19 protein-coding genes and 2 pseudogenes are annotated in these 23,252 nt (G+C 71.7%); 16 read left to right on the top strand and 5 right to left on the bottom strand.

Translation table 11 applies throughout. The features are described 5' to 3' along the window. Positions 1–26 precede the first annotated feature (26 nt). The 9 genes from ftsW to AY578_RS08440 all read left to right on the top strand — a co-directional run bounded on the left by ftsW (position 27) and on the right by AY578_RS08440 (position 8,543). Positions 27–1,379, top strand: coding sequence for a putative lipid II flippase FtsW (gene ftsW / locus AY578_RS08480; protein WP_019521948.1), 1,353 nt, complete (start codon positions 27–29; stop codon positions 1,377–1,379). A 6-nt stretch (positions 1,380–1,385) separates the two neighbouring features. Then, positions 1,386–2,480 carry an undecaprenyldiphospho-muramoylpentapeptide beta-N-acetylglucosaminyltransferase gene (gene murG / locus AY578_RS08475; RefSeq protein WP_019521947.1) on the top strand — a complete coding sequence of 365 codons (1,095 nt, stop codon included), beginning with the start codon at positions 1,386–1,388 and terminating at the stop codon, positions 2,478–2,480. Positions 2,481–2,505: 25 nt separating this feature from the next. Next, positions 2,506–3,300 carry a cell division protein FtsQ/DivIB gene (locus AY578_RS08470; protein ID WP_028960773.1) on the top strand — a complete coding sequence of 265 codons (795 nt, stop codon included), beginning with the start codon at positions 2,506–2,508 and terminating at the stop codon, positions 3,298–3,300. A gap of 289 nt (positions 3,301–3,589) precedes the next feature. After that, positions 3,590–4,786, top strand: a complete 1,197-nt coding sequence (gene ftsZ / locus AY578_RS08465) for a cell division protein FtsZ (protein ID WP_019521945.1) — start codon at positions 3,590–3,592, stop codon at positions 4,784–4,786. Further along, the gene (pgeF, locus tag AY578_RS08460) at positions 4,783–5,520 is read left to right on the top strand and encodes a peptidoglycan editing factor PgeF (protein WP_161231722.1); all 738 of its coding nucleotides are present in this window, start codon (positions 4,783–4,785) and stop codon (positions 5,518–5,520) included. Before ftsZ ends, pgeF begins: the two co-directional genes overlap by 4 nt. Next, positions 5,517–6,236: a YggS family pyridoxal phosphate-dependent enzyme gene (locus AY578_RS08455; protein WP_019521943.1), complete on the top strand. Its 720-nt coding sequence runs from the start codon at positions 5,517–5,519 to the stop codon at positions 6,234–6,236. The genes pgeF and AY578_RS08455 overlap by 4 nt, the downstream gene beginning before the upstream one ends. A gap of 128 nt (positions 6,237–6,364) precedes the next feature. Continuing rightward, positions 6,365–7,006 (top strand): cell division protein SepF, encoded by a 642-nt coding sequence (locus tag AY578_RS08450; RefSeq protein WP_019521942.1) that lies wholly within the window; start codon positions 6,365–6,367, stop codon positions 7,004–7,006. A 48-nt stretch (positions 7,007–7,054) separates the two neighbouring features. After that, positions 7,055–7,342, top strand: coding sequence for a YggT family protein (locus AY578_RS08445; protein WP_019521941.1), 288 nt, complete (start codon positions 7,055–7,057; stop codon positions 7,340–7,342). Between the two features lie 55 nt (positions 7,343–7,397). Further along, a complete protein-coding gene (locus AY578_RS08440; protein ID WP_019521940.1) occupies positions 7,398–8,543 on the top strand; it encodes a DivIVA domain-containing protein in 1,146 nt (381 codons plus the stop codon). A gap of 228 nt (positions 8,544–8,771) precedes the next feature. Here AY578_RS08440 and ileS read toward each other — a convergent pair whose 3' ends face one another. Next, positions 8,772–11,948: an isoleucine--tRNA ligase gene (ileS, locus tag AY578_RS08435; protein ID WP_258902222.1), complete on the bottom strand. Its 3,177-nt coding sequence runs from the start codon at positions 11,946–11,948 to the stop codon at positions 8,772–8,774. Between the two features lie 586 nt (positions 11,949–12,534). Between ileS and AY578_RS08430 the strand changes: the two genes are divergently transcribed. From AY578_RS08430 to AY578_RS08405, 6 genes are all read left to right on the top strand, one after another. After that, the gene (locus tag AY578_RS08430; protein WP_258902221.1) at positions 12,535–13,338 is read left to right on the top strand and encodes a TraR/DksA family transcriptional regulator; all 804 of its coding nucleotides are present in this window, start codon (positions 12,535–12,537) and stop codon (positions 13,336–13,338) included. A 65-nt stretch (positions 13,339–13,403) separates the two neighbouring features. After that, complete coding sequence (gene lspA, locus AY578_RS08425; RefSeq protein WP_028960769.1) at positions 13,404–14,045, top strand: signal peptidase II; 642 nt, start codon at positions 13,404–13,406, stop codon at positions 14,043–14,045. A 76-nt stretch (positions 14,046–14,121) separates the two neighbouring features. Beyond that, complete coding sequence (locus tag AY578_RS08420) at positions 14,122–15,066, top strand: RluA family pseudouridine synthase (protein ID WP_136237761.1); 945 nt, start codon at positions 14,122–14,124, stop codon at positions 15,064–15,066. Continuing rightward, the gene (locus AY578_RS08415; protein WP_028960767.1) at positions 15,063–15,530 is read left to right on the top strand and encodes a GNAT family N-acetyltransferase; all 468 of its coding nucleotides are present in this window, start codon (positions 15,063–15,065) and stop codon (positions 15,528–15,530) included. Before AY578_RS08420 ends, AY578_RS08415 begins: the two co-directional genes overlap by 4 nt. Before the next feature lie 79 nt (positions 15,531–15,609). Continuing rightward, a complete protein-coding gene (locus tag AY578_RS08410; protein ID WP_028960766.1) occupies positions 15,610–17,202 on the top strand; it encodes a Na+/H+ antiporter in 1,593 nt (530 codons plus the stop codon). Positions 17,203–17,253: 51 nt separating this feature from the next. After that, positions 17,254–17,997 carry an SDR family NAD(P)-dependent oxidoreductase gene (locus AY578_RS08405; RefSeq protein WP_026243381.1) on the top strand — a complete coding sequence of 248 codons (744 nt, stop codon included), beginning with the start codon at positions 17,254–17,256 and terminating at the stop codon, positions 17,995–17,997. Positions 17,998–18,004: 7 nt separating this feature from the next. Here AY578_RS08405 and AY578_RS08400 read toward each other — a convergent pair whose 3' ends face one another. Next, positions 18,005–19,129: a mechanosensitive ion channel family protein gene (locus AY578_RS08400; RefSeq protein ID WP_019521932.1), complete on the bottom strand. Its 1,125-nt coding sequence runs from the start codon at positions 19,127–19,129 to the stop codon at positions 18,005–18,007. A 107-nt stretch (positions 19,130–19,236) separates the two neighbouring features. Here AY578_RS08400 and AY578_RS08395 point away from each other — a divergent pair, with 107 nt between their 5' ends. Next, a complete protein-coding gene (locus AY578_RS08395; protein ID WP_028960765.1) occupies positions 19,237–19,821 on the top strand; it encodes a dienelactone hydrolase family protein in 585 nt (194 codons plus the stop codon). A 24-nt stretch (positions 19,822–19,845) separates the two neighbouring features. On the opposite strand, the pseudogene AY578_RS08390 reads toward AY578_RS08395, so the two are convergent. The 3 genes and pseudogenes from AY578_RS08390 to AY578_RS08380 form a co-directional block, all read right to left on the bottom strand. Next, positions 19,846–21,399: pseudogene (locus AY578_RS08390) on the bottom strand (alkaline phosphatase D family protein); the annotation flags it as partial. A 220-nt stretch (positions 21,400–21,619) separates the two neighbouring features. Continuing rightward, positions 21,620–22,432 carry a thioredoxin domain-containing protein gene (locus AY578_RS08385; protein ID WP_019521929.1) on the bottom strand — a complete coding sequence of 271 codons (813 nt, stop codon included), beginning with the start codon at positions 22,430–22,432 and terminating at the stop codon, positions 21,620–21,622. A gap of 96 nt (positions 22,433–22,528) precedes the next feature. Then, a pseudogene (locus tag AY578_RS08380) lies at positions 22,529–23,225 on the bottom strand (hypothetical protein). Positions 23,226–23,252: the final 27 nt, after the last annotated feature.

Genomic DNA, 23,252 nt, shown 5'->3' with positions numbered 1-23,252 from the left:
TTGGCCGGCGTACCGCGGAGGTCGTGATGTCCAGTAGCCGTACGGGCCGGCCGCCCGTCCAGCGGGCCGCCCGGCGCCCCGTCGTGCCCCGCCCCCCGCGTGAGAACCCCCTGACCACGCTGGTGACCCGGGCGCGCAGGGCCTGGGACCGGCCGCTGACCGCGTACTACGTCATCCTCGGCGGCAGTCTGCTGATCACCGTGCTGGGTCTGGTGATGGTCTACTCGGCCTCCCAGATCACGGCGCTGCAGATGTCGCTGCCGGGTTCGTACTTCTTCCGCAAGCAGCTGCTGGCCGCCGTGATCGGGGCCGTGCTGCTGCTGGTGGCGTCCCGGATGCCGGTGAAGCTGCACCGGGCGCTCGCCTACCCCATCCTCGCGGTGGCCGTGTTCCTGATGGCCCTGGTGCAGGTGCCGGGGATAGGAGTCGCGGTCAACGGCAACCAGAACTGGCTCTCGCTCGGCGGCAGTTTCCAGCTCCAGCCCAGCGAGTTCGGCAAGCTGGCGCTGGTGCTGTGGGGCGCCGACCTGCTAGCCCGCAAACAGGACAAGCGGCTGCTGGCCCAGTGGAAGCACATGCTGGTGCCGCTGGTGCCGGCCGCGTTCATGCTGCTCGGGCTGATCATGCTCGGCGGGGACATGGGCACCGCCATCATCCTCACCGCGATCCTCTTCGGCCTGCTGTGGCTGGCGGGCGCCCCGACCCGGCTGTTCGCCGGGGTGCTGGGGGTCGCCGCGCTGCTCGGCGCGATCCTCATCCGCACCAGCGAGAACCGCATGGCCCGGCTCGCCTGCCTCGGCGCCACCGAGCCGCAGACCGGCCCCGTCGACTGCTGGCAGGCCGTGCACGGCATCTACGCCCTGGCCTCCGGCGGGATCTTCGGCTCCGGGCTCGGCGCGAGTCTGGAGAAATGGGGCGAACTGCCCGAAGCGCACACGGACTTCATCTTCGCCGTCACCGGTGAGGAACTGGGCCTGGCGGGGACGCTGTCGGTGCTCGCCCTGTTCGCCGCTCTAGGCTATGCGGGTATCCGCGTGGCCGGACGCACGGAGGACTCCTTCGTCAGGTATGCCGCGGGAGGCGTGACCACCTGGATCACGGCGCAGGCCGTGATCAACATCGGTGCGGTGCTCGGTCTGCTGCCGATCGCCGGAGTCCCGCTCCCGCTGTTCTCCTACGGCGGGTCCGCCCTGCTGCCGACCATGTTCGCCATCGGGCTGCTCATCGCCTTCGCGCGTGAGGACCCCGCTGCGCGGATGGCGCTTGCGATGCGGCAACCCCGCTTTGGTAGAAAGCGGATCGGGGGTCCTCGGCGGCCCCGGAGATGGAACACGATGCGACGGCGTGCCCCGGGGGCGCGTCCGTCCGGAGAGCGGTGAATTTCGGTGCATGTCGTACTCGCCGGCGGAGGAACCGCGGGCCACATCGAGCCCGCGCTCGCCCTCGCGGACGCGCTGCGCAGGCAGGATCCGTCCGTGGGCATCACGGCCCTGGGCACGGAGCGCGGCCTGGAGACCCGTCTCGTACCCGAGCGCGGGTACGAACTGGCGCTGATCCCCGCCGTCCCGCTGCCACGCAAGCCGACCCCCGAGCTGATCACCGTCCCGGGCCGGCTGCGCGGCACCATCAAGGCGACCGAGCAGATCCTGGAGCGCACCCGCGCCGACGTCGTGGTCGGCTTCGGCGGCTACGTCGCCCTGCCCGGCTACCTCGCGGCCAAGCGGCTCGGCGTGCCGATCGTCATCCACGAGGCCAACGCCCGCCCCGGCCTGGCCAACAAGATCGGCTCGCGGTACGCGGCCCAGGTCGCCGTCGCCACCCCGGACAGCAAGCTGCGCAACTCGCGCTACATCGGCATCCCGCTGCGGCACACCATCGCCACCCTGGACCGGGCCGCCATGCGCCCGCAGGCGCGCGCCGCGTTCGGGCTCGACCCCAACCTGCCGACGCTGCTGGTGTCCGGCGGCTCGCAGGGCGCCCGCCGGCTCAACGAGGTCGTCCAGCAGGTCGCCCCGTGGCTCCAGCAGGCCGGCATCCAGATCCTGCACGCGGTCGGCCCGAAGAACGAACTGCCGCACGTGCAGCAGATGCCGGGCATGCCCCCGTACATCCCGGTAAGTTACCTGGACCGGATGGACCTCGCGTACGCGGCGGCTGACATGATGCTCTGCCGCGCGGGCGCGATGACCGTCGCCGAGCTCTCCGCCGTCGGGCTCCCGGCCGCCTACGTCCCACTGCCCATCGGCAACGGCGAACAGCGGCTCAACGCCCAGCCGGTGGTGAAGGCGGGCGGCGGACTGCTGGTCGACGACGCGGAGCTCACCCCGGAGTGGGTGCAGCAGAACGTCCTCCCCGTGCTCGCCGACCCGCACCGGCTGTACGAGATGTCCCGCGCCGCAAGCGAGTTCGGCCGCCGGGACGCCGACGAGCTGCTCGTCGGCATGGTGTACGAGGCGGTCGCCGCCCGTGCCCACAGGTAGAGGCATGTGACGGAAGGCAGAGAGCGTGGCCGGATCGACGACCGCCGAGCGCGGTGAACGCAAGCGGGAGTCGTCCGGCCCGCCGCCCGTACGAGCCGTACGGCGACGGCGTCTTCGTCTGATCATCGCATCGGCGGTCGTCCTCCTGTTCCTCGGCAGCGGCGCCTTCTGGCTGCTGTACGGCTCCGATCTGGTCCGCGTGGAACGCGTCTCGGTGTCCGGGACCGACGTCCTGACGCAGGACCAGGTCCGCGAGGCGGCCGACGTGCCGCTCGGCGAACAGCTCGTCTCGGTCGACACCGGGGCCATCGAGAGGCGGGCCGCCGAGAAGCTGCCCCGCATCGACACCGTCGACGTGGTCCGTTCCTGGCCCGACGAGATCAAGCTCCGGGTCACCGAACGCACCCCCGTCCTCCTGGTCCACAAGGGCGACGAGTTCGTCGAAGTCGACGACGACGGCGTGCGGTTCGCCACCGTCGAGAAAGCGCCCAAGGGCGTGCCCGCGCTGGAAATGGACCTCTCCCGTTCCGGTTCCGCCGCGGCGAGTCTCCGGCGATTCGGCGAGGACCGTCTGGTGCGTGAGGCGGTACGCGTGGCCGGCGCCGTCCCCAAGTCCCTCGCGCCGGAAACGCGCAGCGTCAAGGTCCGTTCCTACGACGCCATCTCGCTGGAACTCACGGACGGCCGTACGGTCGACTGGGGAAGCAGCGAGAAGGGGGCGCAGAAGGCCCGGGCCCTCGTCGCGCTGATGAAAGCGGAGCCGGACGCACGGCACTTCGACGTCAGCGTTCCCAGCGCCCCGGCGTCATCAGGGAGTTGACGCACATCTGCGCAGGCCAGCACCCTGGTTGGGCAGCGACACGGCTGATCACATAGGGTGAAAAGAAAAACGGGAGGTTCGGCGTGTTCGTTGAACGTGCGCCACGTGTCGACTTAGTGTCCTGTTCAGAAGACTCCAGGGAACAGACACACTGGTAACCCTAAACTTCAACGTTAGGGTTCGGGTCGGCGATACGGACCGTCCCATTCGGCATCAGTCGTCGGATCGCGGGGGCAGCAGTTGCTCCGGCGCCCCGGCGACACGTAACTCGAGGCGAGAGGCCTTCGACGTGGCAGCACCGCAGAACTACCTCGCAGTCATCAAAGTCATCGGTGTCGGCGGCGGTGGTGTCAATGCCATCAACCGGATGATCGAGGTCGGTCTCAAGGGCGTCGAGTTCATCGCCATCAACACCGACGCGCAGGCGCTGTTGATGAGCGACGCCGACGTCAAGCTCGACGTCGGCCGTGAACTCACCCGCGGACTCGGCGCCGGAGCGAACCCGGCCGTCGGCCGCAAGGCCGCCGAGGACCACCGCGAGGAGATCGAGGAGGTCCTCAAGGGGGCCGACATGGTCTTCGTGACGGCCGGTGAAGGCGGCGGCACCGGCACCGGCGGCGCGCCCGTCGTGGCCAACATCGCCCGCTCCCTCGGTGCCCTCACCATCGGCGTGGTCACGCGCCCGTTCACCTTCGAGGGACGGCGCCGCGCGAACCAGGCCGAGGACGGCATCGCGGAGCTTCGCGAAGAGGTCGACACCCTCATCGTGATCCCCAACGACCGGCTGCTGTCCATCTCGGACCGCCAGGTGTCGGTTCTCGACGCCTTCAAGTCGGCCGACCAGGTCCTGCTCTCCGGTGTGCAGGGCATCACCGACCTCATCACCACCCCCGGCCTCATCAACCTCGACTTCGCCGACGTCAAGTCGGTCATGTCCGAGGCCGGGTCGGCCCTCATGGGCATCGGCTCGGCCCGCGGCGACGACCGCGCGGTGGCCGCGGCAGAGATGGCCATCTCCTCGCCGCTGCTCGAGGCGTCCATCGACGGCGCCCGCGGTGTGCTGCTCTCCATCTCCGGCGGTTCCGACCTCGGCCTGTTCGAGATCAACGAGGCCGCCCAGCTGGTCAGCGAGGCCGCCCACCCCGAGGCCAACATCATCTTCGGCGCCGTGATCGACGACGCCCTCGGCGACGAGGTGCGGGTCACCGTCATCGCCGCCGGCTTCGACGGCGGCCAGCCGCCCGCCAAGCGGGACAACGTCCTCGGCTCCTCCTCGGTCAAGCGCGAGGAGCCCGCCCCGGCGGGACGCCCGGAGAGCCGCCCGTCCTTCGGGTCGCTCGGCAGCGTCACGCCGAAGGAGGAGGCGGAGCCGGCCCCGGCCCCCGAGCCCGTGGCCGACATCCCCGCCGTCCAGCCCCCCGTCCCGCCGTCCCGGAGCTACGACAGCGCGGCCGAGGAACTGGACGTCCCGGACTTCCTGAAGTGATAGGACAGCGCGAGAGCGTGAGCGGCGCGCACTTCGGCTTCACCGACCGGTGGGGCGGGGTGAGCGCCGCTCCGTATGAGGAGCTCAACCTCGGGGGCGCGGTCGGCGACGACCCCGGGAACGTGCGGACCAACCGCGAACTGGCCGCCAAGGCGCTCGGCGTGGACCCGGCCCGCGTGGTCTGGATGAACCAGGTGCACGGGGCCGACGCGGTCGTCGTCGACGAGCCGTGGGGCGACCGTCCGGTGCCCGAGGTGGACGCGGTCGTCACCGCGCGGCGCGGACTCGCCCTCGCCGTGCTCACCGCCGACTGCGTGCCCGTGCTGCTGGCCGACCCCGTCGCGGGTGTCGCCGCCGCGGCGCACGCGGGCCGGCCCGGACTGGTCGCCGGGGTCGTCCCGGCCGCCGTACGGGCCATGACGGAACTCGGCGCCGACCCCGCCCGGATCGTCGCGCGCACCGGACCCGCGGTGTGCGGCCGGTGCTACGAAGTGCCGGAGCAGATGCGCTCCGACGTGGCCGCGGTCGAGCCGGCCGCGTACGCGGAGACCAGCTGGGGCACCCCCGCGGTCGACGTCGTCGCGGGTGTGCACGCGCAACTCGAGCGGCTGGGCGTCTTGGGCGCCGGGCGTTCGCCCGTGTGCACACGGGAGTCGGACGATCACTTCTCGTACCGTCGCGACCGCACCACCGGGCGGCTCGCGAGTTATGTGTGGCTGGACCCGAGGACATGACGGACCGTAAGGACGAACTCGCCGCGAATCTGGCGAGAGTGGAGGAGCGGATCGCCGCCGCCTGCGACGCGGCCGGTCGCGACCGCGACGAGGTGACGCTCATCGTGGTCACCAAGACCTGGCCCGCGAGCGACGTGCGCATCCTCTCCGGACTGGGCGTGCGGCACGTCGCCGAGAACCGCGACCAGGACGCCGCCCCGAAGGCGGCGGCCTGTGCGGATCTGCCCCTTGTGTGGCATTTTGTCGGTCAACTTCAGACCAACAAAGTGCGTTCAGTGGTCGGTTATGCCGATGTCGTGCAGTCTGTCGACCGTGCCCGTCTTGTGTCGGCGCTCTCCAAGGAGGCCGTCCGTGCCGGGCGCGAGATCGGCTGCCTCATCCAGGTGGCGTTCGACGCCGGCGTCGACGGCCGGGGCGAGCGCGGCGGCGTGGCGCCCTCCGGTGTCGCGGAGCTGGCCGACCTGGTGGCCGGCGCCCAAGGGCTGCGGCTCGACGGCCTGATGACCGTCGCGCCGCTCACCGGGGAGTACGCAGGCCGCCAACAGGCGGCCTTCGAGCGGTTGATGGATTTGTCGACCGACCTGCGCCGGACTCATCCGGCTGCGAACATGGTGTCGGCAGGGATGAGTGCGGACCTCGAACAGGCCGTGGCCGCCGGAGCGACACATGTGCGCGTCGGCAGTGCGGTACTCGGAGTCCGCCCCAGGCTCGGGTAACGTCGCCAAGAAGTCGGACCACAGCAGAAAATATGGTCATTTCCGCCCAACAGCGGAGCAAGGACCCAGTGGATCGCGGGCACTTGGCGGTCGTCAGCGGATCCACCACAGAGCGGAGGACTCGGAGCATGGCCGGCGCGATGCGCAAGATGGCGGTCTACCTCGGCCTCGTGGAGGACGATGGGTACGACGGCCGCGGATTCGACCCAGACGACGATTTCGAACCGGAACTCGACCCGGAGCCGGAGCGGGACCACCGGCGGCGCGAGCCGTCGCACCAGCCCCACGGAACACATCAGCCACAAAGGGACGAAGAGGTACGAGTCGTCCACCCGCCCGCGCCCCGCGAACCGGTCTCCCGTTCCGCTTCGCTGCCCGCGGAATCGCCACGCCCGGCGCGGATCGCGCCCGTGGCATCCATCACACAAGAACGCGCCAGCCTGGAGAAGAACGCACCGGTGATCATGCCCAAGGTCGTGTCGGAACGAGAGCCTTACCGGATCACCACGCTTCATCCCCGGACCTACAACGAGGCCCGTACCATCGGGGAACACTTCCGTGAGGGCACCCCGGTGATCATGAATCTGACTGAGATGGATGACACAGACGCGAAGCGACTTGTCGACTTTGCAGCGGGTTTGGTGTTTGGTCTTCACGGCAGTATCGAGCGGGTGACGCAGAAGGTGTTCCTGTTGTCGCCTGCTAACGTCGATGTCACGGCGGAGGACAAGGCCCGCATCGCAGAGGGCGGGTTCTTCAACCAGAGCTGAGACGCAGGACCGGACAAGAGCGGTACAGGGGAGAGGGAAAAGCAGGCCATGAGCGTGTTCGCGCAGGTGATCTACATCGCGCTGATGGTGTTCCTCATCGTGCTGATCTTCCGTTTGGTCATGGATTACGTGTTCCAGTTCGCCCGCTCATGGCAACCCGGCAAGGCGATGGTGGTCGTTCTGGAGGCCACCTACACTGTCACCGATCCACCGCTGAAGCTTCTGCGGCGGTTCATCCCGCCGCTGCGTCTCGGGGGCGTGGCGCTCGACCTGTCCTTCTTCGTCCTGATGATCATCGTCTGGATCCTCATCTCCGTCGCACAGAGGTTTGTGTGATGAGGCTGGACGATACGGTCTTGCCGACTGCCGATGACTACGTTGAGGTGAAGAGATGCCGTTGACCCCCGAGGACGTGCGGAACAAGCAGTTCACGACCGTCCGCCTCCGAGAAGGCTATGACGAGGACGAGGTCGATGCCTTCCTCGACGAGGTCGAAGCCGAACTGACGCGCCTGCTGCGCGAGAACGAGGACCTGCGCGCCAAGCTGGCCGCCGCCACGCGTGCCGCGGCGCAGAACCAGCAGAACATGCGCAAGCCTCCGGAGCAGCAGGACCAGCAGCAACAGCAGGGTCCGCCTCCCGGCATGCCTCAGCAGGGCATGCGAGGTCCCGGCGCTCCGGTGCCCGCCGGCATATCGGGCCCGCCGCAGCAGCAGATGGGCGGCCCCATGGGTGGCCCGCCCCAGCTGCCGAGCGGTGCTCCCCAGCTGCCCGCCGGCCCCGGCGGACAGGGCGGCCCGCAGGGTCCCGGCCCCATGGGCCAGGGTCCCGGGCCGATGGGCCAGGGCGGCCCGATGCAGGGGCAGATGGGCCCTGGCGGCCCGATGGGCGGTCCCATGGGCGGTCCCGGTCTCCCCGGTCAGGGGGGTCCCGGTGGCGACAGCGCCGCGCGCGTCCTGTCGCTGGCCCAGCAGACCGCCGACCAGGCGATCGCGGAGGCCCGTTCCGAGGCCAACAAGATCGTGGGCGAGGCGCGTTCGCGTGCCGAGGGCCTCGAGCGTGACGCCCGTGCCAAGGCCGACGCCCTGGAGCGGGACGCGCAGGAGAAGCACCGCGTCGCGATGGGCTCCCTGGAGTCCGCCCGCGCCACGCTGGAGCGCAAGGTCGAGGACCTGCGCGGCTTCGAGCGCGAGTACCGCACGCGGCTGAAGTCCTACCTGGAGTCGCAGCTGCGCCAGCTGGAGACGCAGGCGGACGACTCGCTCGCCCCGCCGCGTCAGCCCGCGAGCGCCGCTCCGTCCCTGCCGCCGTCCCCGGCGCCCTCGATGGCTCCGGCCGGCGCGGGTGCCCCGTCCTACGGCGGCAACCAGACGATGGGCGGCGGCCCCGGCCAGTCCGGCCCGTCGTACGGCGGTCAGCAGCAGATGCAGCCGGCGATGACCCAGCCCATGGCTCCGGTCCGTCCGCAGGGCCCGTCGCCGATGGGTCAGGCGCCCTCGCCGATGCGTGGCTTCCTGATCGACGAGGACGACAACTGACGGCCCTCGCGGTCATGAGTACGGCGTAGCAGTCGGCAGCGTTCAGGGCGGGGCCCCGGGTACACCAACCCGGGGCCCCGCCCTTGTGCTACGCGTGTTCCCACCGGTTCCCGATGGTTCGCTCCGTTTGTTCGGATGCGGCGGACATGTCCGACGCACGCAACGCCGAAGGCCCGGTCCCCCGGAGAACGCCCTCCGGGGGACCGGGCCTTCGGCGTGTGACGCCGGCTACGCCTTGCGCAGACGGAACGTCAGGGACAGGCCCTCGTCCGTGAACGGGGCGCCGTAGGTGTCGTCCGCCTCGCCCTGGGCGAAGTCCGTGGCGAGCACCTCGTCGGAGATCAGCTCCGCGTGCTCGGTCAGCGCGGCCGTCGTGGCGGCGTCGTCCGACGTCCAGCGCAGGGCGATCCGGTCGGCCACGTCCAGGCCGCTGTTCTTGCGGGCCTCCTGGATCAGCCGGATCGCGTCACGGGCCAGACCGGCGCGGCGCAGGTCCTCGGTGATCTCCAGGTCCAGGGCGACCGTGGCGCCCGCGTCGGACGCCACCGACCAGCCCTCACGCGGCGTTTCCGTGATGATCACCTCGTCCGGGGAGAGGGTGATCGTCTCGCCGTCGACCTCCACCGAGGCCGTGCCCTCGCGCAGGGCCTGGGACAGCGCCGCGGCGTCCGCGTTGGCGACCGCCTTGGCCACGTCCTGGACCCGCTTGCCGAACCGCTTGCCCAGCGCGCGGAAGTTGGCCTTCGCCGTGGTGTCCACCAGCGAGCCGCCCACCTCGGACAGCAGCGCCAGCGACTCGACGTTCAGCTCCTCCGTGATCTGCGCGTGCAGCTCCGGGCCGAGGGCGTCGAAGCCGGCCGCCGCGATCAGCGCCCGCCGCAGCGGCTGACGCGTCTTGACGCCCGACTCGGCGCGCGTGGCGCGGCCCAGCTCCACCAGGCGGCGCACCAGCGCCATCTGGCGGGACAGCTCCGGGTCGACGGCGGACAGGTCCGCCTCCGGCCACGACGCCAGATGCACCGACTCCGGCGCGCCCGGCGTGACCGGGACGATCAGGTCCTGCCACACCCGCTCGGTGATGAACGGGGTCAGCGGGGCCATGAGCTTGGTCACCGTCTCCACGACCTCGTGCAGGGTGCGCAGCGCGGCCTTGTCGCCCTGCCAGAAGCGGCGGCGGGAGCGGCGGACGTACCAGTTGGAGAGGTCGTCGACGAACGCGGACAGCAGCTTGCCGGCCCGCTGGGTGTCGTAGTTCTCCAGCGCCTGGGTCACCTGGTCGGTGAGGGCGTGCAGTTCGGACAGCAGCCAGCGGTCCAGCACCGGGCGGTCGGCCGGGGCCGGGTCGGCCTCGCTCGGCGCCCAGCTCGACGTACGGGCGTACAGGGCCTGGAAGGCGACCGTGTTCCAGTACGTGAGGAGCGTCTTGCGGACGACCTCCTGGATGGTGCCGTGGCCCACCCGGCGGGCCGCCCAGGGGGAGCCGCCGGCCGCCATGAACCAGCGCACCGCGTCCGCGCCGTGCTGGTCCATGAGCGGGATCGGCTGCAGGATGTTGCCCAGGTGCTTGGACATCTTGCGGCCGTCCTCGGCGAGGATGTGACCGAGGCAGACCACGTTCTCGTACGACGACTTGTCGAAGACCAGCGTGCCGACCGCCATCAGCGTGTAGAACCAGCCGCGGGTCTGGTCGATGGCCTCGGAGATGAACTGCGCGGGGTACCGGGACTCGAAGAGTTCCTTGTTCTTGTACGGGTAGCCCCACTGCGCGAACGGCATCGAGCCCGAGTCGTACCAGGCGTCGATGACCTCGGGCACGCGGGTCGCCGTGGCGCCGCAGCCGTCCTGCGGGCAGCCGAAGGTGACCTCGTCGATGTACGGGCGGTGCGGGTCGAGCCCCGACTGGTCGGTGCCGGTCAGCTCGGTCAGCTCGGTGAGCGAGCCGACGCAGGTGAGGTGGTTCTCCTCGCAGCGCCAGATCGGCAGCGGGGTGCCCCAGTAGCGGTTGCGGGACAGCGCCCAGTCGATGTTGTTGTTCAGCCAGTCCCCGTACCGGCCGTGCTTGACCGAGTCCGGGAACCAGTTGGTCTTCTCGTTCTCCTCGAGCAGCCGGTCCTTGATGGCCGTCGTGCGGATGTACCAGGACGGCTGCGCGTAGTAGAGCAGCGCGGTGTGGCAGCGCCAGCAGTGCGGGTAGCTGTGCTCGTACGGCAGGTGCCGGAAGAGCAGGCCGCGCTGCTGAAGGTCCTCGGTGAGCTGTTCGTCGGCCTTCTTGAAGAAGACCCCGCCGACCAGCGGCAGGTCCTCCTCGAAGGTGCCGTCGGGGCGGACCGGGTTGACCACGGGCAGGCCGTAGGAGCGGCAGACCTTGAGGTCGTCCTCACCGAAGGCGGGGGACTGGTGGACCAGGCCCGTGCCGTCCTCGGTGGTGACGTACTCGGCGTTGACCACGTAGTGGGCTTCCGCGGGGCTGTGCTCATTGGTTCCCTCGCTGACGCTCGGGAACTCCACCAGCTCGAAGGGGCGCCGGTAGGTCCAGCGCTCCATCTCGGCGCCGGTGAAGGTCTGCCCGGTGGTCTCCCAGCCCTCGCCGAGCGCCTTCTCGACCAGCGGCTCGGCGACGACCAGCTTCTCCTCGCCGTTCGTCGCGACGACGTAGGTGACCTCGGGGTGGGCGGCGACCGCCGTGTTGGACACCAGGGTCCACGGGGTGGTCGTCCACACCAGCAGGGCGGCCTCGCCGGCCAGCGGGCCGGAGGTCAGCGGGAAGCGGACGTAGACCGACGGGTCGACGACCGTCTCGTAGCCCTGGGCCAGCTCGTGGTCGGACAGGCCGGTGCCGCAGCGGGGGCACCAGGGGGCGACGCGGTGGTCCTGGACCAGCAGGCCCTTGTTGAAGATCTCCTTCAGCGACCACCAGACGGACTCGACGTACTCCGGGTCCATGGTGCGGTAGGCGTCGTCGAGGTCGACCCAGTAGCCCATGCGGGTCGTCAGCTCGGCGAAGGCGTCCGTGTGCCGGGTCACCGACTCGCGGCACTTGGCGTTGAACTCGGCGATGCCGTACGCCTCGATGTCCTGCTTGCCGGAGAAGCCCAGCTCCTTCTCCACCGCCAGCTCCACGGGGAGGCCGTGGCAGTCCCAGCCGGCCTTGCGGGCCACGTGGTAGCCGCGCATGGTGCGGAAGCGGGGGAAGACGTCCTTGAAGACGCGGGCCTCGATGTGGTGGGCGCCGGGCATGCCGTTGGCGGTGGGCGGGCCCTCGTAGAACACCCACTCGGGGCGGCCCTCGGACTGGTCCAGGCTCTTGGCGAAGATCTTCTGCTCGTCCCAGAACTTGAGCACCGTGTGCTCGAGCGCGGGCAGGTCGACCTGGGCGGGTACCGGGCGGTACGTCGGCGTTGTCATCAGCGGGCTTCCTCCGGCGGACTTGCTGCCTTCCGACCGGAGGGACGAGAGCCACTTGCTGTGGACGCCGTGTGCGGCGCGCTCCCGCGGTACCACCCTCCTTGGCCCCCCGGTGCGCCCTGCGCTCCGGTGAGCCCCCTCATTCGGGTCGCGATGCCGGTTCTACTCGCCGCTGCGCTCGCTGCGGCTTTCTTCCGGCGGCTCCGGGGTGATCTTCACGTCGCGCTCGCCCCCGGGCTCACACCGTCCCCGGGTCGCTCTGGGCTGCCTACGCCGCTACTCGTCCCCATCCACGCTTTTCGCTCCGCCCAGTGTACGGCGCGGCGGCGCGGGCGGCCGACCGCTTTTCCCGCGGCGGTACGCCCGGGAATGCCCCGAATGGAGCGGTACGCCCGTCCGGAACGCCGGGACGTGCGTGCGGGCGGCATACCCGGCGGGTAGCTGGGCACAACGCATGCAGGTCGCCGCGCGGCGTGCGCGGGACGAGGTGACCGGGCGGTGCGCCCCGTTGCCGCGGGCCTTGAGTCGATTTATCGTCCCAGCACGATTCGCGCGCAAGATCACAATATGTGAAGGGGCCGCGGCCATGGTGGCGAAGAAGGGTGCGGCGGCCGAGGCCGCCGAGACGGAGGCCGGTGCGGCCGAGGCCGCGTCCGGGGCGACGGCGTCGAAGGGTGCCACCGCGAAGGCCGGAGGCCGCAAGGCCACCGCGAAGAAGCTCGCCGGCAAGAAGCCGGCACGGGGGACCGCCGGGAAGAAGGCCGCCGCGGGCAGGGGTGCGGGCCGCCGCCGGGGCGCCCCCGAGGGGAACGGTGCGGCCAGGACCAGCGGGTCCGCTCAGGACAGGGCCGGGCACAGCGCGGCCGACGACGCGGACGCGGCCGAGGCCGCGGCGCAGACGGGAGTGACGACGGTGGGTGCGAAGAAGACCCCTGGTCCGGCCACGGCGGCGGCGACCGCGGTGCCCAAGGCGCGGCACGGCGCGGTGGAGCCGGGCGAGCTCGCGGTGCGTCCCGGTGAGGAGCCGTGGACCGACGAAGAGGTGGAGGAGGCGCGGGCCGAGCTGATGTCGGAGGTGCTGCGGCTGCGCGAGGAGATCAGCTCCTCCGAGCGGTCGCTGGCGGGCCTGATGCGGGACTCCGGCGACGGCGCGGGCGACGACGACGCCGACACCGGCACCAAGAACATCACCCGCGAGCACGAACTGGCCCTCGCGGCGAACGCGCGCGAGATGCTCGACCAGTTCGAGCGGGCGCTCCAGCGGCTCGACGCGGGCACCTACGGCCTGTGCGAGAACTGCGGCAATCCCATCGGCAAGGCCCGGATGCAGGCCTTCCCGAGGGCCACCCTGTGCGTCGAGTGCAAGCAGAAGCAGGAGCGCCGGTACTGAGGAGCGGCCCCGCAGACCGTGCCGTACCCTCGTCCTCAGTCAAGGACCTAGGCTGAGGGACTCACGTGGCAGAGGCGGAGCGCATCATCGGTACGCCGGACACCCCGGACACGGACCGGGACGGGCAGGACCGGGACACCGAGGACCGGAACCTGCGGGACCGGGACGGTTCGGAGCCGGCCGGCGCCGACGGTACGACGGAGGAGGCGGAGCGGCCCCGCGGCAGGCGGCGGATCGCCGTGCTGTTCGCCGTCGCCGCCTTCGCCTACCTCCTCGACCTCGTCAGCAAGATGATCGTGGTCGCCAAGCTGGAGCACCACGAGCCGATCGAGATCGTCGGCGACTGGCTGCGCTTCGAGGCGATCCGCAACGCGGGCGCGGCCTTCGGCTTCGGTGAGGCTTTCACGGTGATCTTCACGGTCATCGCGGCCGCGGTCATCGTGGTGATCTTCCGCCTCGCCCGCAAGCTCTACAGCCTGCCCTGGGCGATCGCCCTCGGCCTGCTCCTCGGCGGCGCCCTCGGCAACCTCACCGACCGGATCTTCCGTTCGCCGGGCGTCTTCGAGGGCGCGGTCGTCGACTTCATCGCGCCCAAGCACTTCGCCGTGTTCAACCTGGCCGACTCGGCCATCGTGTGCGGCGGCATCCTGATCGTGCTGCTGTCCTTCCGGGGTCTCGACCCGGACGGCACGGTCCACAAGGACTGACCGCGCGGCCCCGCGAGGACTGAGGGTCCCGTCACTCCGGTGCGGGACCGACTCACCCGTCCGGCATACTCGACGGGTGAGCACGATTCCCGAGATCCGTACCCTGCCCGTGCCCGACGGCCTGGAGGGCGAGCGCGTCGACGCCGCCATCTCCCGCATGTTCGGCTTCTCCCGTACCAAGGCGGCCGAGCTCGCCGCCGCGGGGAAGGTCACGGTCGACGGGTCGGTGGTCGGAAAGTCCGAGCGGGTCAGCGGGGGCGCCTGGCTCGAGGTGGAGATGCCGCAGGCGCCCGCCCCGGTGCAGGTCCTCGCCGAGCCGGTCGAGGGCATGGAGATCGTGCACGACGACGACGACGTGGTCGTGATCGTCAAGCCCGTCGGCGTCGCCGCCCACCCCTCCCCGGGCTGGACCGGACCGACCGTGATCGGCGGCCTCGCCGCCGCCGGCTACCGCATCTCGACCTCCGGCGCCGCCGAGCGCCAGGGCATCGTGCACCGCCTCGACGTCGGCACCTCCGGCCTGATGGTCGTCGCCAAGTCCGAGTACGCGTACACGTCGCTGAAGCGCCAGTTCAAGGAGCGCACGGTCGACAAGCGCTACCACACGCTCGTCCAGGGCCACCCGGACCCGACCAGCGGCACCATCGACGCCCCCATCGGCCGCCACCCGCACCACGACTACAAGTGGGCGGTCACCGCCGAGGGCAAGCCGTCCGTCACGCACTACGACCTGATCGAGGCGTTCCGCGCGGCCTCCCTGCTCGACGTGAAGCTGGAGACCGGCCGCACGCACCAGATCCGCGTGCACATGGCCGCCCACCGCCACCCCTGCGTCGGCGACCTCACCTACGGCGCCGACCCCACGCTCGCCAAGCGGCTGAAGCTCACCCGGCAGTGGCTGCACGCCGTCCGCCTCGGCTTCGAGCACCCCGGCGACGGGCAGTGGGTCGAGTTCTCCTGCGACTACCCGGACGACCTCCAGCAGGCGCTCGACCAGGTCCGCGAGGAGACCTGGGCATGAGCCCGGCCGTCACGGTCCGGGCCGCGGAGGACCCCGCCGACCGCGAGGCCTGCTTCGCGGTCCGCAAGGAGGTCTTCGTCGCCGAGCAGGGCGTCCCCGAGGACATCGAGTACGACGCCCACGACGCGGACGCCGTGCACCTGCTCGCCCTCGACGCCGACGGCACCCCCCTCGGCACGGCCCGGCTGCTGCACGGCGCCGCCGCCGCGGCGAAGAACGGCGGCGACCCGGCCGTCGGCTCCCTCGGCCGCCTCGCGGTGCTGAGGCGGGCCCGCGGCCTCGGCGTCGGCGCCGCGCTCGTACGGGCCGTCGAGGACGCCGCCCGGGAGCGCGGGCTCACCGGCGTCGACCTGCACGCCCAGACCCACGCCCTCGGCTTCTACGAGCGGCTCGGCTACGAGGCCTACGGGCCGGAGTTCCCCGACGCGGGCATGCCGCACCGGGCCATGCGGCGCGCACTGTAGCCGGGGCATCCGTGCCCGCGCCGGGAGCGGCGCGCATGGCAGGCTGGAGAGCGCCCGACCCGTCCGACCACCGGGAGCGGTGACCGTGGATCAGCTGGCCCTGCTGTTCGCCCTGTTGCTCGGGGCGCTCGTGAGCGTCCCCGTGGGGGAGCGGCTGAGGCTGCCGGCGCCGGTGCTGATGACGGTCTTCGGGATCGTCCTGGCACTGCTGGACTTCGTGCCGAACGTCGACGTCCCGCCGGACCTGATCCTGCCGCTGCTGCTGCCGCCCCTGCTCTACGCGGCCGTGCGCCGCACCTCCTGGCGGCAGTTCGCGGCCAACGTCCGGCCGATCCTGCTGCTGGCCGTGGCGCTGGTGTTCGTCACCACCTTCTGCGTCGCCGTCGTCGCCCACGCGATCGTGCCGGGACTGCCGCTGGCCGCCGCCGTCGCCCTCGGCGCGCTGGTCGCCCCGCCCGACCCGGTCGCGGCGACCGCCGTCGCCGGCAAGCTGGGGCTGCCCCGCCGGCTGGTGTCGATCCTGGAGGGCGAGGGCCTCTTCAACGACGTCACGGCCATCGTGCTGTACCACGTGGCCGTGGCCGCCGCCGTGAGCGGCACCTTCTCACCCTGGGCGGCCGGGCTCGACCTCGTGCTGTCGGCGGTGGTGGCGGTCGCCGTGGGACTGGCGCTCGGCTGGGCCACCAACAAGACGATGGACCTGCTCGGCGACCCCACCCTCCAGGTCGCGCTGACCCTGCTGGTGCCGTTCGCCGCATACGTCCTCGCCGAGGAGCTGCACGGCTCGGGCGTCCTCGGGGTGCTGGTCACCGCGCTGTACCTGGTGGAGTACGCCACCGACGCCGACGACGTGATGGCGCGGCTGGCCGGGCACACCTTCTGGGACATCGTGGACACCCTGGTCACCGGGGTGGCGTTCGGCCTGGTCGGCCTGGAACTGCACAACGCCGTCGACACGGCGGCCGGCCACTGGGGCGAGCTGCTGAGCTGGTCGGCGGCGGTCGTCGGGGTGGTCGTGTTCGTGCGGCTGGCGTGGCTGCTGCCGGCGACCTGGCTGACCAAACGGCTGCACAGCGAGCGGGACGTCGGCGAGGAGATCCCGGTGAGCTGGCGCGAGACCGTGGTGATGTGGTGGTCCGGGATGCGCGGGGTGGCGTCCGTGGCGCTGGCCCTCGCCATCCCGCTGGAGACCGAGTCGGGCGCGGACTTCCCCGCCCGCGGCGAGATCGTCTTCATGGCGTTCGGCGTGGTCCTGGGCACGCTGCTCGTGCAGGGGCTCACCCTGCCGTGGCTGGTGGGGAAGCTCGGGGTGCGCGGCGACACCGGACGGGAGAAGGAGCTGGAGCGCCGGCTCGCCGTGCGGGCCGCGAGGGCCGCCAAACGCAGACTGCGGGAGATCGAGGACGTCGAGGAACTGCCGGAGGACCTGTCCGAGCAGATGATGCGCCGGGCCTTCGACATGGGCGTGCGGATCAGCCCGGACATCGCGGACGACGAACGCCGCGAGGCGGTCCGCCAGCGCAGCAAACGGCTGAAGCGGATCCGGCGCATCGAGCAGGAGATGCTGAGCGCCGCCCGGCACGAGGTGCTCACCGCGCGCAGCGAGCCGGGCGCCGACCCCGAGGTGGTGGACCGGGTGCTGCGTCATCTGGACGTGCGCAGTCTGCGCTGAGCGCCGCCGCGTTGCCGCCGTCCGCCGTCGCCCGCTCCGTAGGGTCGGGGCATGACACGCAATGTTGTGATCAGCGGCGGCGGCACCGGGATCGGGCTCGCCACCGCGCAGACGTTCGCCGCCGACGGCGACCGCGTCCTGCTCATCGGGCGGCGCGGCGACGTCCTGGAGCGGGCCGAGGTGCCGGGCGCGCTGACCTACGCCGCCGATCTGGCCGACCCCGAGGCCGTGCGGGGCGTGTCCGGGTTCGTGGGGCGCGAGTTCGGGGCCGTGGACGTGCTCGTCCACTGCGCGGGCGGCAACGGCCTGCTGGAGCCGCCGGTGGGCGGCGACGACCCGCTCGACGCCGTCGCCCGCGACTGGACGGTCAACTTCCGGCTCAACGTGCTGACCGCCGTGCTGCTCACCGAGGCGCTGCGGGAACGGCTCGCCGTGCCCGGCGGCCGGGTGCTGTTCCTCAGCTCCATCGCCGCCAAGCGCGGCTCGGGCCGGGTGTCGTACGCGGCGGCCAAGGCAGGACTGCACCCGTACGCCCACGCCCTGGCACGCGAACTGGGGCCGCACGGGATCACCGTGAACGTGGTCGCGCCCGGCTACATCGAGGACACGGCGTTCTTCGGCGGCGACGGCCTGGACGAGGAGCGGCGGGCCCGGCTGATCGCGGAGACGTCGGACAAGCGCGCCGGCCGGCCCGGTGACGTCGCCGCGACCCTGCACTGGCTCGCCTCGCACGGCGCCGGCCACATCACCTCGCAGATCGTCCAGGTGAACGGCGGTGCCGAGCGCGGCTGCTGAGGTCCGCTCAGCGCGGCTGCCGGGACGGGTGGGTGTGAATCCGGCGCGCCGCCGGCAGGGCGTCGGCGGGCGTGCTGTCCGGGACGTCCCGCGGCGGCGGCACCGCGTCGGCGGTGTTGACCCGGGGCAGCGCGTAGGGGTGCTCGTCGGCCAGGAAGCGCATCATCCGCTCGCGCACCGTGACCCGGACCGTCCAGATGTCGTCGGCGTCCTTGGCCGTCACCAGCGCCCGCACCTCCAGGGTGCTCGGGGTGCTGTCCGTGACGGTCAGGTTGCAGGCGCGGCCGTCCCACGCCGGGCACTCCCGCAGGATGTCGCGCAGCTTCTCGCGCATGGCGTCCAGGGGCGCGCTGTGGTCCACGTGCCAGAACACGGTGCCGGTCATCTGCGGGGTGCCGCGCGACCAGTTCTCGAACGGCTTGGAGGTGAAGTACGACACCGGCATGGTGATCCGGCGCTCGTCCCAGGTGCGCACGGTCAGGAAGGTGAGGGTGATCTCCTCGACGGTGCCCCACTCGCCGTCCACCACCACGGTGTCGCCGATGCGCACCATGTCGCCGAACGCGATCTGCAGTCCGGCGAACATGTTGCCCAGCGTCGACTGGGCGGCGACACCGGCGACGATGCCGAGGATGCCCGCCGAGGCCAGCAGCGAGGCGCCGGCCGCGCGCATCGCGGGGAACGTCAGCAGCATCGCGGCCACCGCGACCACGCCCACCGCCGCCGACACCACACGGCGGATCAGCGTCACCTGGGTGCGCACCCGGCGCACCCGGGCCGGGTCGCGCTCGCGGTGGTTGGTGGCGTACCGGGTGTAGGAGGTCTCCACGACGGCGGCGGCGATGCGGATGGTCAGCCAGGCGGCCGACCCGATCAGCACCAGGGTGAGGATCCGGCCGACGGCGACGTCGTGGGAGGTAAGCAGCCGTGTCTCGTCGTAGGAGGCTCTGAGCAGGACCGCGCAGAGCAGCAGCTGGTACGGGACCCGGGCCCGGCGCAGCAGGCCCCACAGCGGTGTCTCGTGGTGGCGTTCGTCGGCCTTCCGCAGCAGACGGTCGGTGGCCCAGCCCAGCAGCAGCGTCAGCACCACCGAGCCGCCGACCACGATCAGCGGGCGCAGCACGTCATCCATGCTCCCGAACCTAACCGGCCCGCTCCGGCATGAACATGTGACTTCCGTCCGGTTCCGGGTAGTGCCGCCGGCGAGGTCCGTCACACCCGGCTGGCACCATGGGCTCCATGAACATCATGCTCTTTCACTCGACCTACGGACTGCGCCCCGCGGTGCACCGGGCCGCGGACCGGCTGCGCGCGGCCGGACACGAGGTGTGGACGCCGGACCTCTTCGAGGGCCGCACGTTCGACACCGTCGAGGAGGGCATGGAGTTCAAGGACGAGGTGGGCAAGGACGAGCTGCTGAAGCGGGCAGTCCTGGCGGCGGCGCCGTACTCGGAGCGCGGCCTGGTGTACGCGGGGTTCTCCTTCGGCGCCTCGGTGGCGCAGACGCTGGCCCTCGGCGACGAGAAGGCCAAGGGGCTGCTGCTCCTGCACGGCACCTCCGACATCGCGGAGAACGCCGAGGCCGACGGGCTGCCGGTGCAGCTGCACGTCGCGGAGCCGGACCCGTTCGAGACCGACGACTGGCTCACCGCCTGGTACCTGGGCATGGGCCGGGCCGGGGCCGACGTGGAGGTCTACCGGTACGCGGGCGCCGGACACCTCTACACCGACCCCGACCTGCCCGACCACGACGAGGAGGCCGCCGAGGCCACCTGGCGGACGGCGCTCGGCTTCCTCGACTCGCTGGAGGAGGACGCGGGCTGATCCGCGTCCCGGCCGGTCGGACGATCAGACGGGGGCGTCGGCCCGCTCGATCTTCTGCGTGCCGCTGCGCGTGCGGTAGGAGCGGGACCAGGCCGCGGCGGCGTCCGGCCTGGTGCGGTCGGACAGCACGTAGTAGTCCATCTGCGCGCGCTCGGCCGTGAGGTCCAGCACCCCGAAGCCGTGCCGGTCGGTGTCCACCCAGTGCACGTGCCGGTTGGCGGCCCGGATCAGCGGGGCGGCGACCGCGGAGACCGTGCCCTCGCCGACCTTGAGGATGTCGTCGAGGTTGTCGGAGGTGACCGACGTGACCACGAACTCCGTGGCGGCGGACGCCGACAGCGGGTAGGTGCCGGCGTTCACCGGCACGTCGTTCGCCCACGCCATGTGGATGTCCCCGGTGAGGAACACCGTGTTGCGGATGGCGTTGCCGCGCAGATGGGCGAGCAGTTCGCGGCGGTCCGCGGTGTAGCCGTCCCACTGGTCGGTGTTGAGGGCGAGCCCCTCCTGCGGCAGGCCCAGCAGCTTCGCGAGCGGCTTCAGGAGGGTCGCGGGCAGGGAGCCCAGCGCGAACGGCGAGATCATCACCGAGGTGCCGACCAGGCGCCAGGTGGTGTCGGACGCCGAGAGGCCCGCCTTCAGCCAGTCGAGCTGGGCGCGGCCGGTGAGGGTGCGGCCGGGGTCGTCCACGTCGCCGTCGCCGGGCGAGACCTGCTGCGAGCGGAAGGAGCGCAGGTCGAGCAGCGACAGGTCGGCCAGCTTGCCGAAGCGCAGCCGGCGGTAGGTGGTGCCCTCGACCGCCGGGCGGACCGGCATCCACTCGAAGTACGCCTGCTTGGCGGCGGCCTGCCGGTCGGCCCAGGCGCCCTCCGCGCCCTCGGTGTGGTTCTCCGCGCCTGAGGACCAGGTGTCGTTGGCGAACTCGTGGTCGTCCCACATGGCGACGACCGGGGCGGCGGCGTGCAGCGACTGGAGATCCGGGTCGGTCTTGTGACGGGCGTGCCGGACGCGGTAGTCGGCGAGGGTGACGATCTCGTGGGCGGGGGAGTGCGGGCGGACGACCCTGCCCCGGGTGCCGTAGTCGCCGGACGCGTACTCGTAGATGTAGTCGCCCAGGTGCAGCCAGGCGTCCAGGTCGCCGCGGGCCGCGAGATGGCGGTACGCCGCGAAGTGCCCGGCCTCCCAGTTGGCGCAGGAGACCACCCCGAGGCGCAGCCCCGCCACGGAGGCGTCGGCGGCGGGCGCCGTGCGGGTGCGGGCCGCGGGGGAGTCGGCGTCGCCGGCGGAGAAGCGGTACCAGTAGTCGGTGGCGGGCCTGAGGCCGCGGACGTCCGCCTTGACGGTGTGGTCGGAGGCGGCGGTGGCGAGGACCGTGCCCTGGGCGACGACGTCGGTGAACGCCCGGTCGCGGGCGACGGTCCAGCGCACCTCGGTGTCGGGCCCGGCGCCGGAGCCGGGGAGGGCGTCGGGGGTGGGCGTCACTCGGGTCCACAGCAGCACGCCGTCCGGCAGCGGGTCGCCGGAGGCGACGCCGTGCAGGAAGGCGGGGGCCGGCTGGGCGGCGCGGGCGGGCAGCGCGGCGGTCCGCCTATCCCCTGTGTGCCTTGCCTCCCACGACTCACGGGGTGAGGGAGGCGGTGTCCGCGGTGGCGGAGACGGCGCTCTCGGTTCTTCCGTGTCGACTGGTCACAGCCGATCAGGTTACTGACGCGTACATGCCGCGTGTAGACGCCGGAGCGGGCGAACCCGGGAAAGTTCGCCCGCTCTTCAACCACCCGTCGGCGGGGCGTCGTCGGGTGCGTCAGCCCTTCAGCGCCTTGTCGACCGCCGCGGTGAACTCGGCCGCCGTCATGGGCGCGTTCTTGCCGTCGGAGCCGGTCAGCTTCTCGCCGTCCATCTTCACGGTCGGCGTGCCCTGGACGTCGCTGCTGTCGAACTTGTCCGACATCTCCAGCGCCCAGCGGTCGTAGGTGCCGTCCTTCACGGCCGCCTGGAACTCCTTGTTGTTCTTCAGGGCGTCCACCGTGTCGGCGACCTTGATCAGGTAGGCGTCGTCCTTGAACTTGTCGTCCGTCTCCTCGGGGTGGAACTCCGCCGAGTAGAGCGCCGACTTGTACTCCAGGAACGCCTCCGGGCTGACGTTCAGCGCGGCGCCCAGGGCGCTCAGCGCGTTCTTCGAGCCCTCGCCGGTGAGGTTGCGGTCCAGGAACGAGGCGCCTATGAACTGCACCTTGTACTTGCCGTCCGCGACGTCCTTCTCGATCGTCCCGCCCACGGCCTGCTCGAACGAGGAGCAGATCGGGCAGCGCGGGTCCTCGTACAGCTCCAGGGTCTTCTTCGCGTCGGCCTTGCCGATGACGACGGTCGTGCCGTCCTTGCCGCTGGTGTTCGCCGGCTTGACCAGCTTCGCGCTCTTCGCGGCCTCCCAGTGGTCCGGCTTGTTCGCCTGGACCACCGCGTAGCCGATGCCGCCGGCCGCGGCGAGCACGCCGACCACCGACGCGGCGACGATCAGCTGCCGCCTGACCTTCGCCTTCTTCGCCTGGCGCTCGCGCTCCTGACGCAGACGCTCGCGCGCCGCCGTCTTCGCCGACTGGCTGTTCCGCTTGCTCATGGTGATGTCTCCACAGGGGACGCACACGGGGTCGTGTGCGGAGGTACGTACGGGGGGACTGCAGATGCTCGGCCGGCCGCCCGGGGCGTGATCGCCTCAGGCGGCGAGGGAGCACGGCGGCCCGCGCCGTCCCAGGGAGTGCGCGAGAAGCAGGGTGCGCGCCACGGTCGCGCGGTGCGGCGTGCGGAGCGGCCGGCCCGCCTTCGGGGCCCGGCGCACGGTGACCACCGCGACGGCCAGCAGCAGCGGACGCACCGCCGTCGACGCCGTCGCCGCCACCGCGCCCAGCAGCTGGGCCAGCGCCCGCGCGCAGCCAGGCGGCGGCGAGAGGCCCACCCGATGTGCGCGCCAGCAGCAGCCAGGCGGTCGCCGGGCCGGCCTCGGCCAGCACCGCCGCCACCCGGTCGCCGCCCTGGGCGGCGTGCCCGGTGACCCGGGCCAGCGGCGCGCCCACACCGGTGCCGTCGCCGCACAGCACGTCGAACCCGACGGAGCGCAACGGACCGGCGACCGGGCCGCCCATACGGCCGTAGCAGACGTGCTGGCCCGTGGTGAAGACCGTGTCGGCGGCCAGCTCCAGCGGGATCAGCAGGGCGGCGATCCGCCCGAAGGAACGCTCCCGCCCCGCGAGCGCGTAGGCCAGGCCGAAGACGGCGGCGCCGATCACGGCCACCGTGTTCAGCGGCAGCGGGGCCCCGGACAGCAGCACGTGCGACGCGGTGCTGAGCGTCACGACGACAGCCGTGAACAGCGCCGCGCGAACGGCTCTGAGCTGGGGTCCGGATATGTCCATGGCGGCTACGAGTGTGGCACGTGCTCC

The sequence above is a fragment of the Streptomyces thermocarboxydus genome (assembly GCF_024760485.1).
Lineage (GTDB): Bacteria > Actinomycetota > Actinomycetes > Streptomycetales > Streptomycetaceae > Streptomyces > Streptomyces cellulosae.
The sequence above is the reverse complement of the archived record's forward strand: the minus strand, read 5'-3'. Positions and strand labels throughout refer to the sequence as shown.

Excerpts from the sequence above, each read along its gene's own strand:
- ftsW (WP_019521948.1), top strand. The coding sequence starts at position 27 with ATGTCCAGTAGCCGTACGGGCCGGCCGCCCGTCCAGCGGGCCGCCCGG.
- AY578_RS08455 (WP_019521943.1), top strand. The coding sequence starts at position 5,517 with ATGACGGACCGTAAGGACGAACTCGCCGCGAATCTGGCGAGAGTGGAG.
- AY578_RS08450 (WP_019521942.1), top strand. The coding sequence starts at position 6,365 with ATGGCCGGCGCGATGCGCAAGATGGCGGTCTACCTCGGCCTCGTGGAG.
- AY578_RS08445 (WP_019521941.1), top strand. The coding sequence starts at position 7,055 with ATGAGCGTGTTCGCGCAGGTGATCTACATCGCGCTGATGGTGTTCCTC.
- AY578_RS08440 (WP_019521940.1), top strand. The coding sequence starts at position 7,398 with ATGCCGTTGACCCCCGAGGACGTGCGGAACAAGCAGTTCACGACCGTC.
- ileS (WP_258902222.1), bottom strand. The coding sequence starts at position 11,948 with ATGACAACGCCGACGTACCGCCCGGTACCCGCCCAGGTCGACCTGCCC.
- AY578_RS08430 (WP_258902221.1), top strand. The coding sequence starts at position 12,535 with ATGGTGGCGAAGAAGGGTGCGGCGGCCGAGGCCGCCGAGACGGAGGCC.
- AY578_RS08415 (WP_028960767.1), top strand. The coding sequence starts at position 15,063 with ATGAGCCCGGCCGTCACGGTCCGGGCCGCGGAGGACCCCGCCGACCGC.
- AY578_RS08405 (WP_026243381.1), top strand. The coding sequence starts at position 17,254 with ATGACACGCAATGTTGTGATCAGCGGCGGCGGCACCGGGATCGGGCTC.
- AY578_RS08400 (WP_019521932.1), bottom strand. The coding sequence starts at position 19,129 with ATGGATGACGTGCTGCGCCCGCTGATCGTGGTCGGCGGCTCGGTGGTG.
- AY578_RS08395 (WP_028960765.1), top strand. The coding sequence starts at position 19,237 with ATGAACATCATGCTCTTTCACTCGACCTACGGACTGCGCCCCGCGGTG.
- AY578_RS08385 (WP_019521929.1), bottom strand. The coding sequence starts at position 22,432 with ATGAGCAAGCGGAACAGCCAGTCGGCGAAGACGGCGGCGCGCGAGCGT.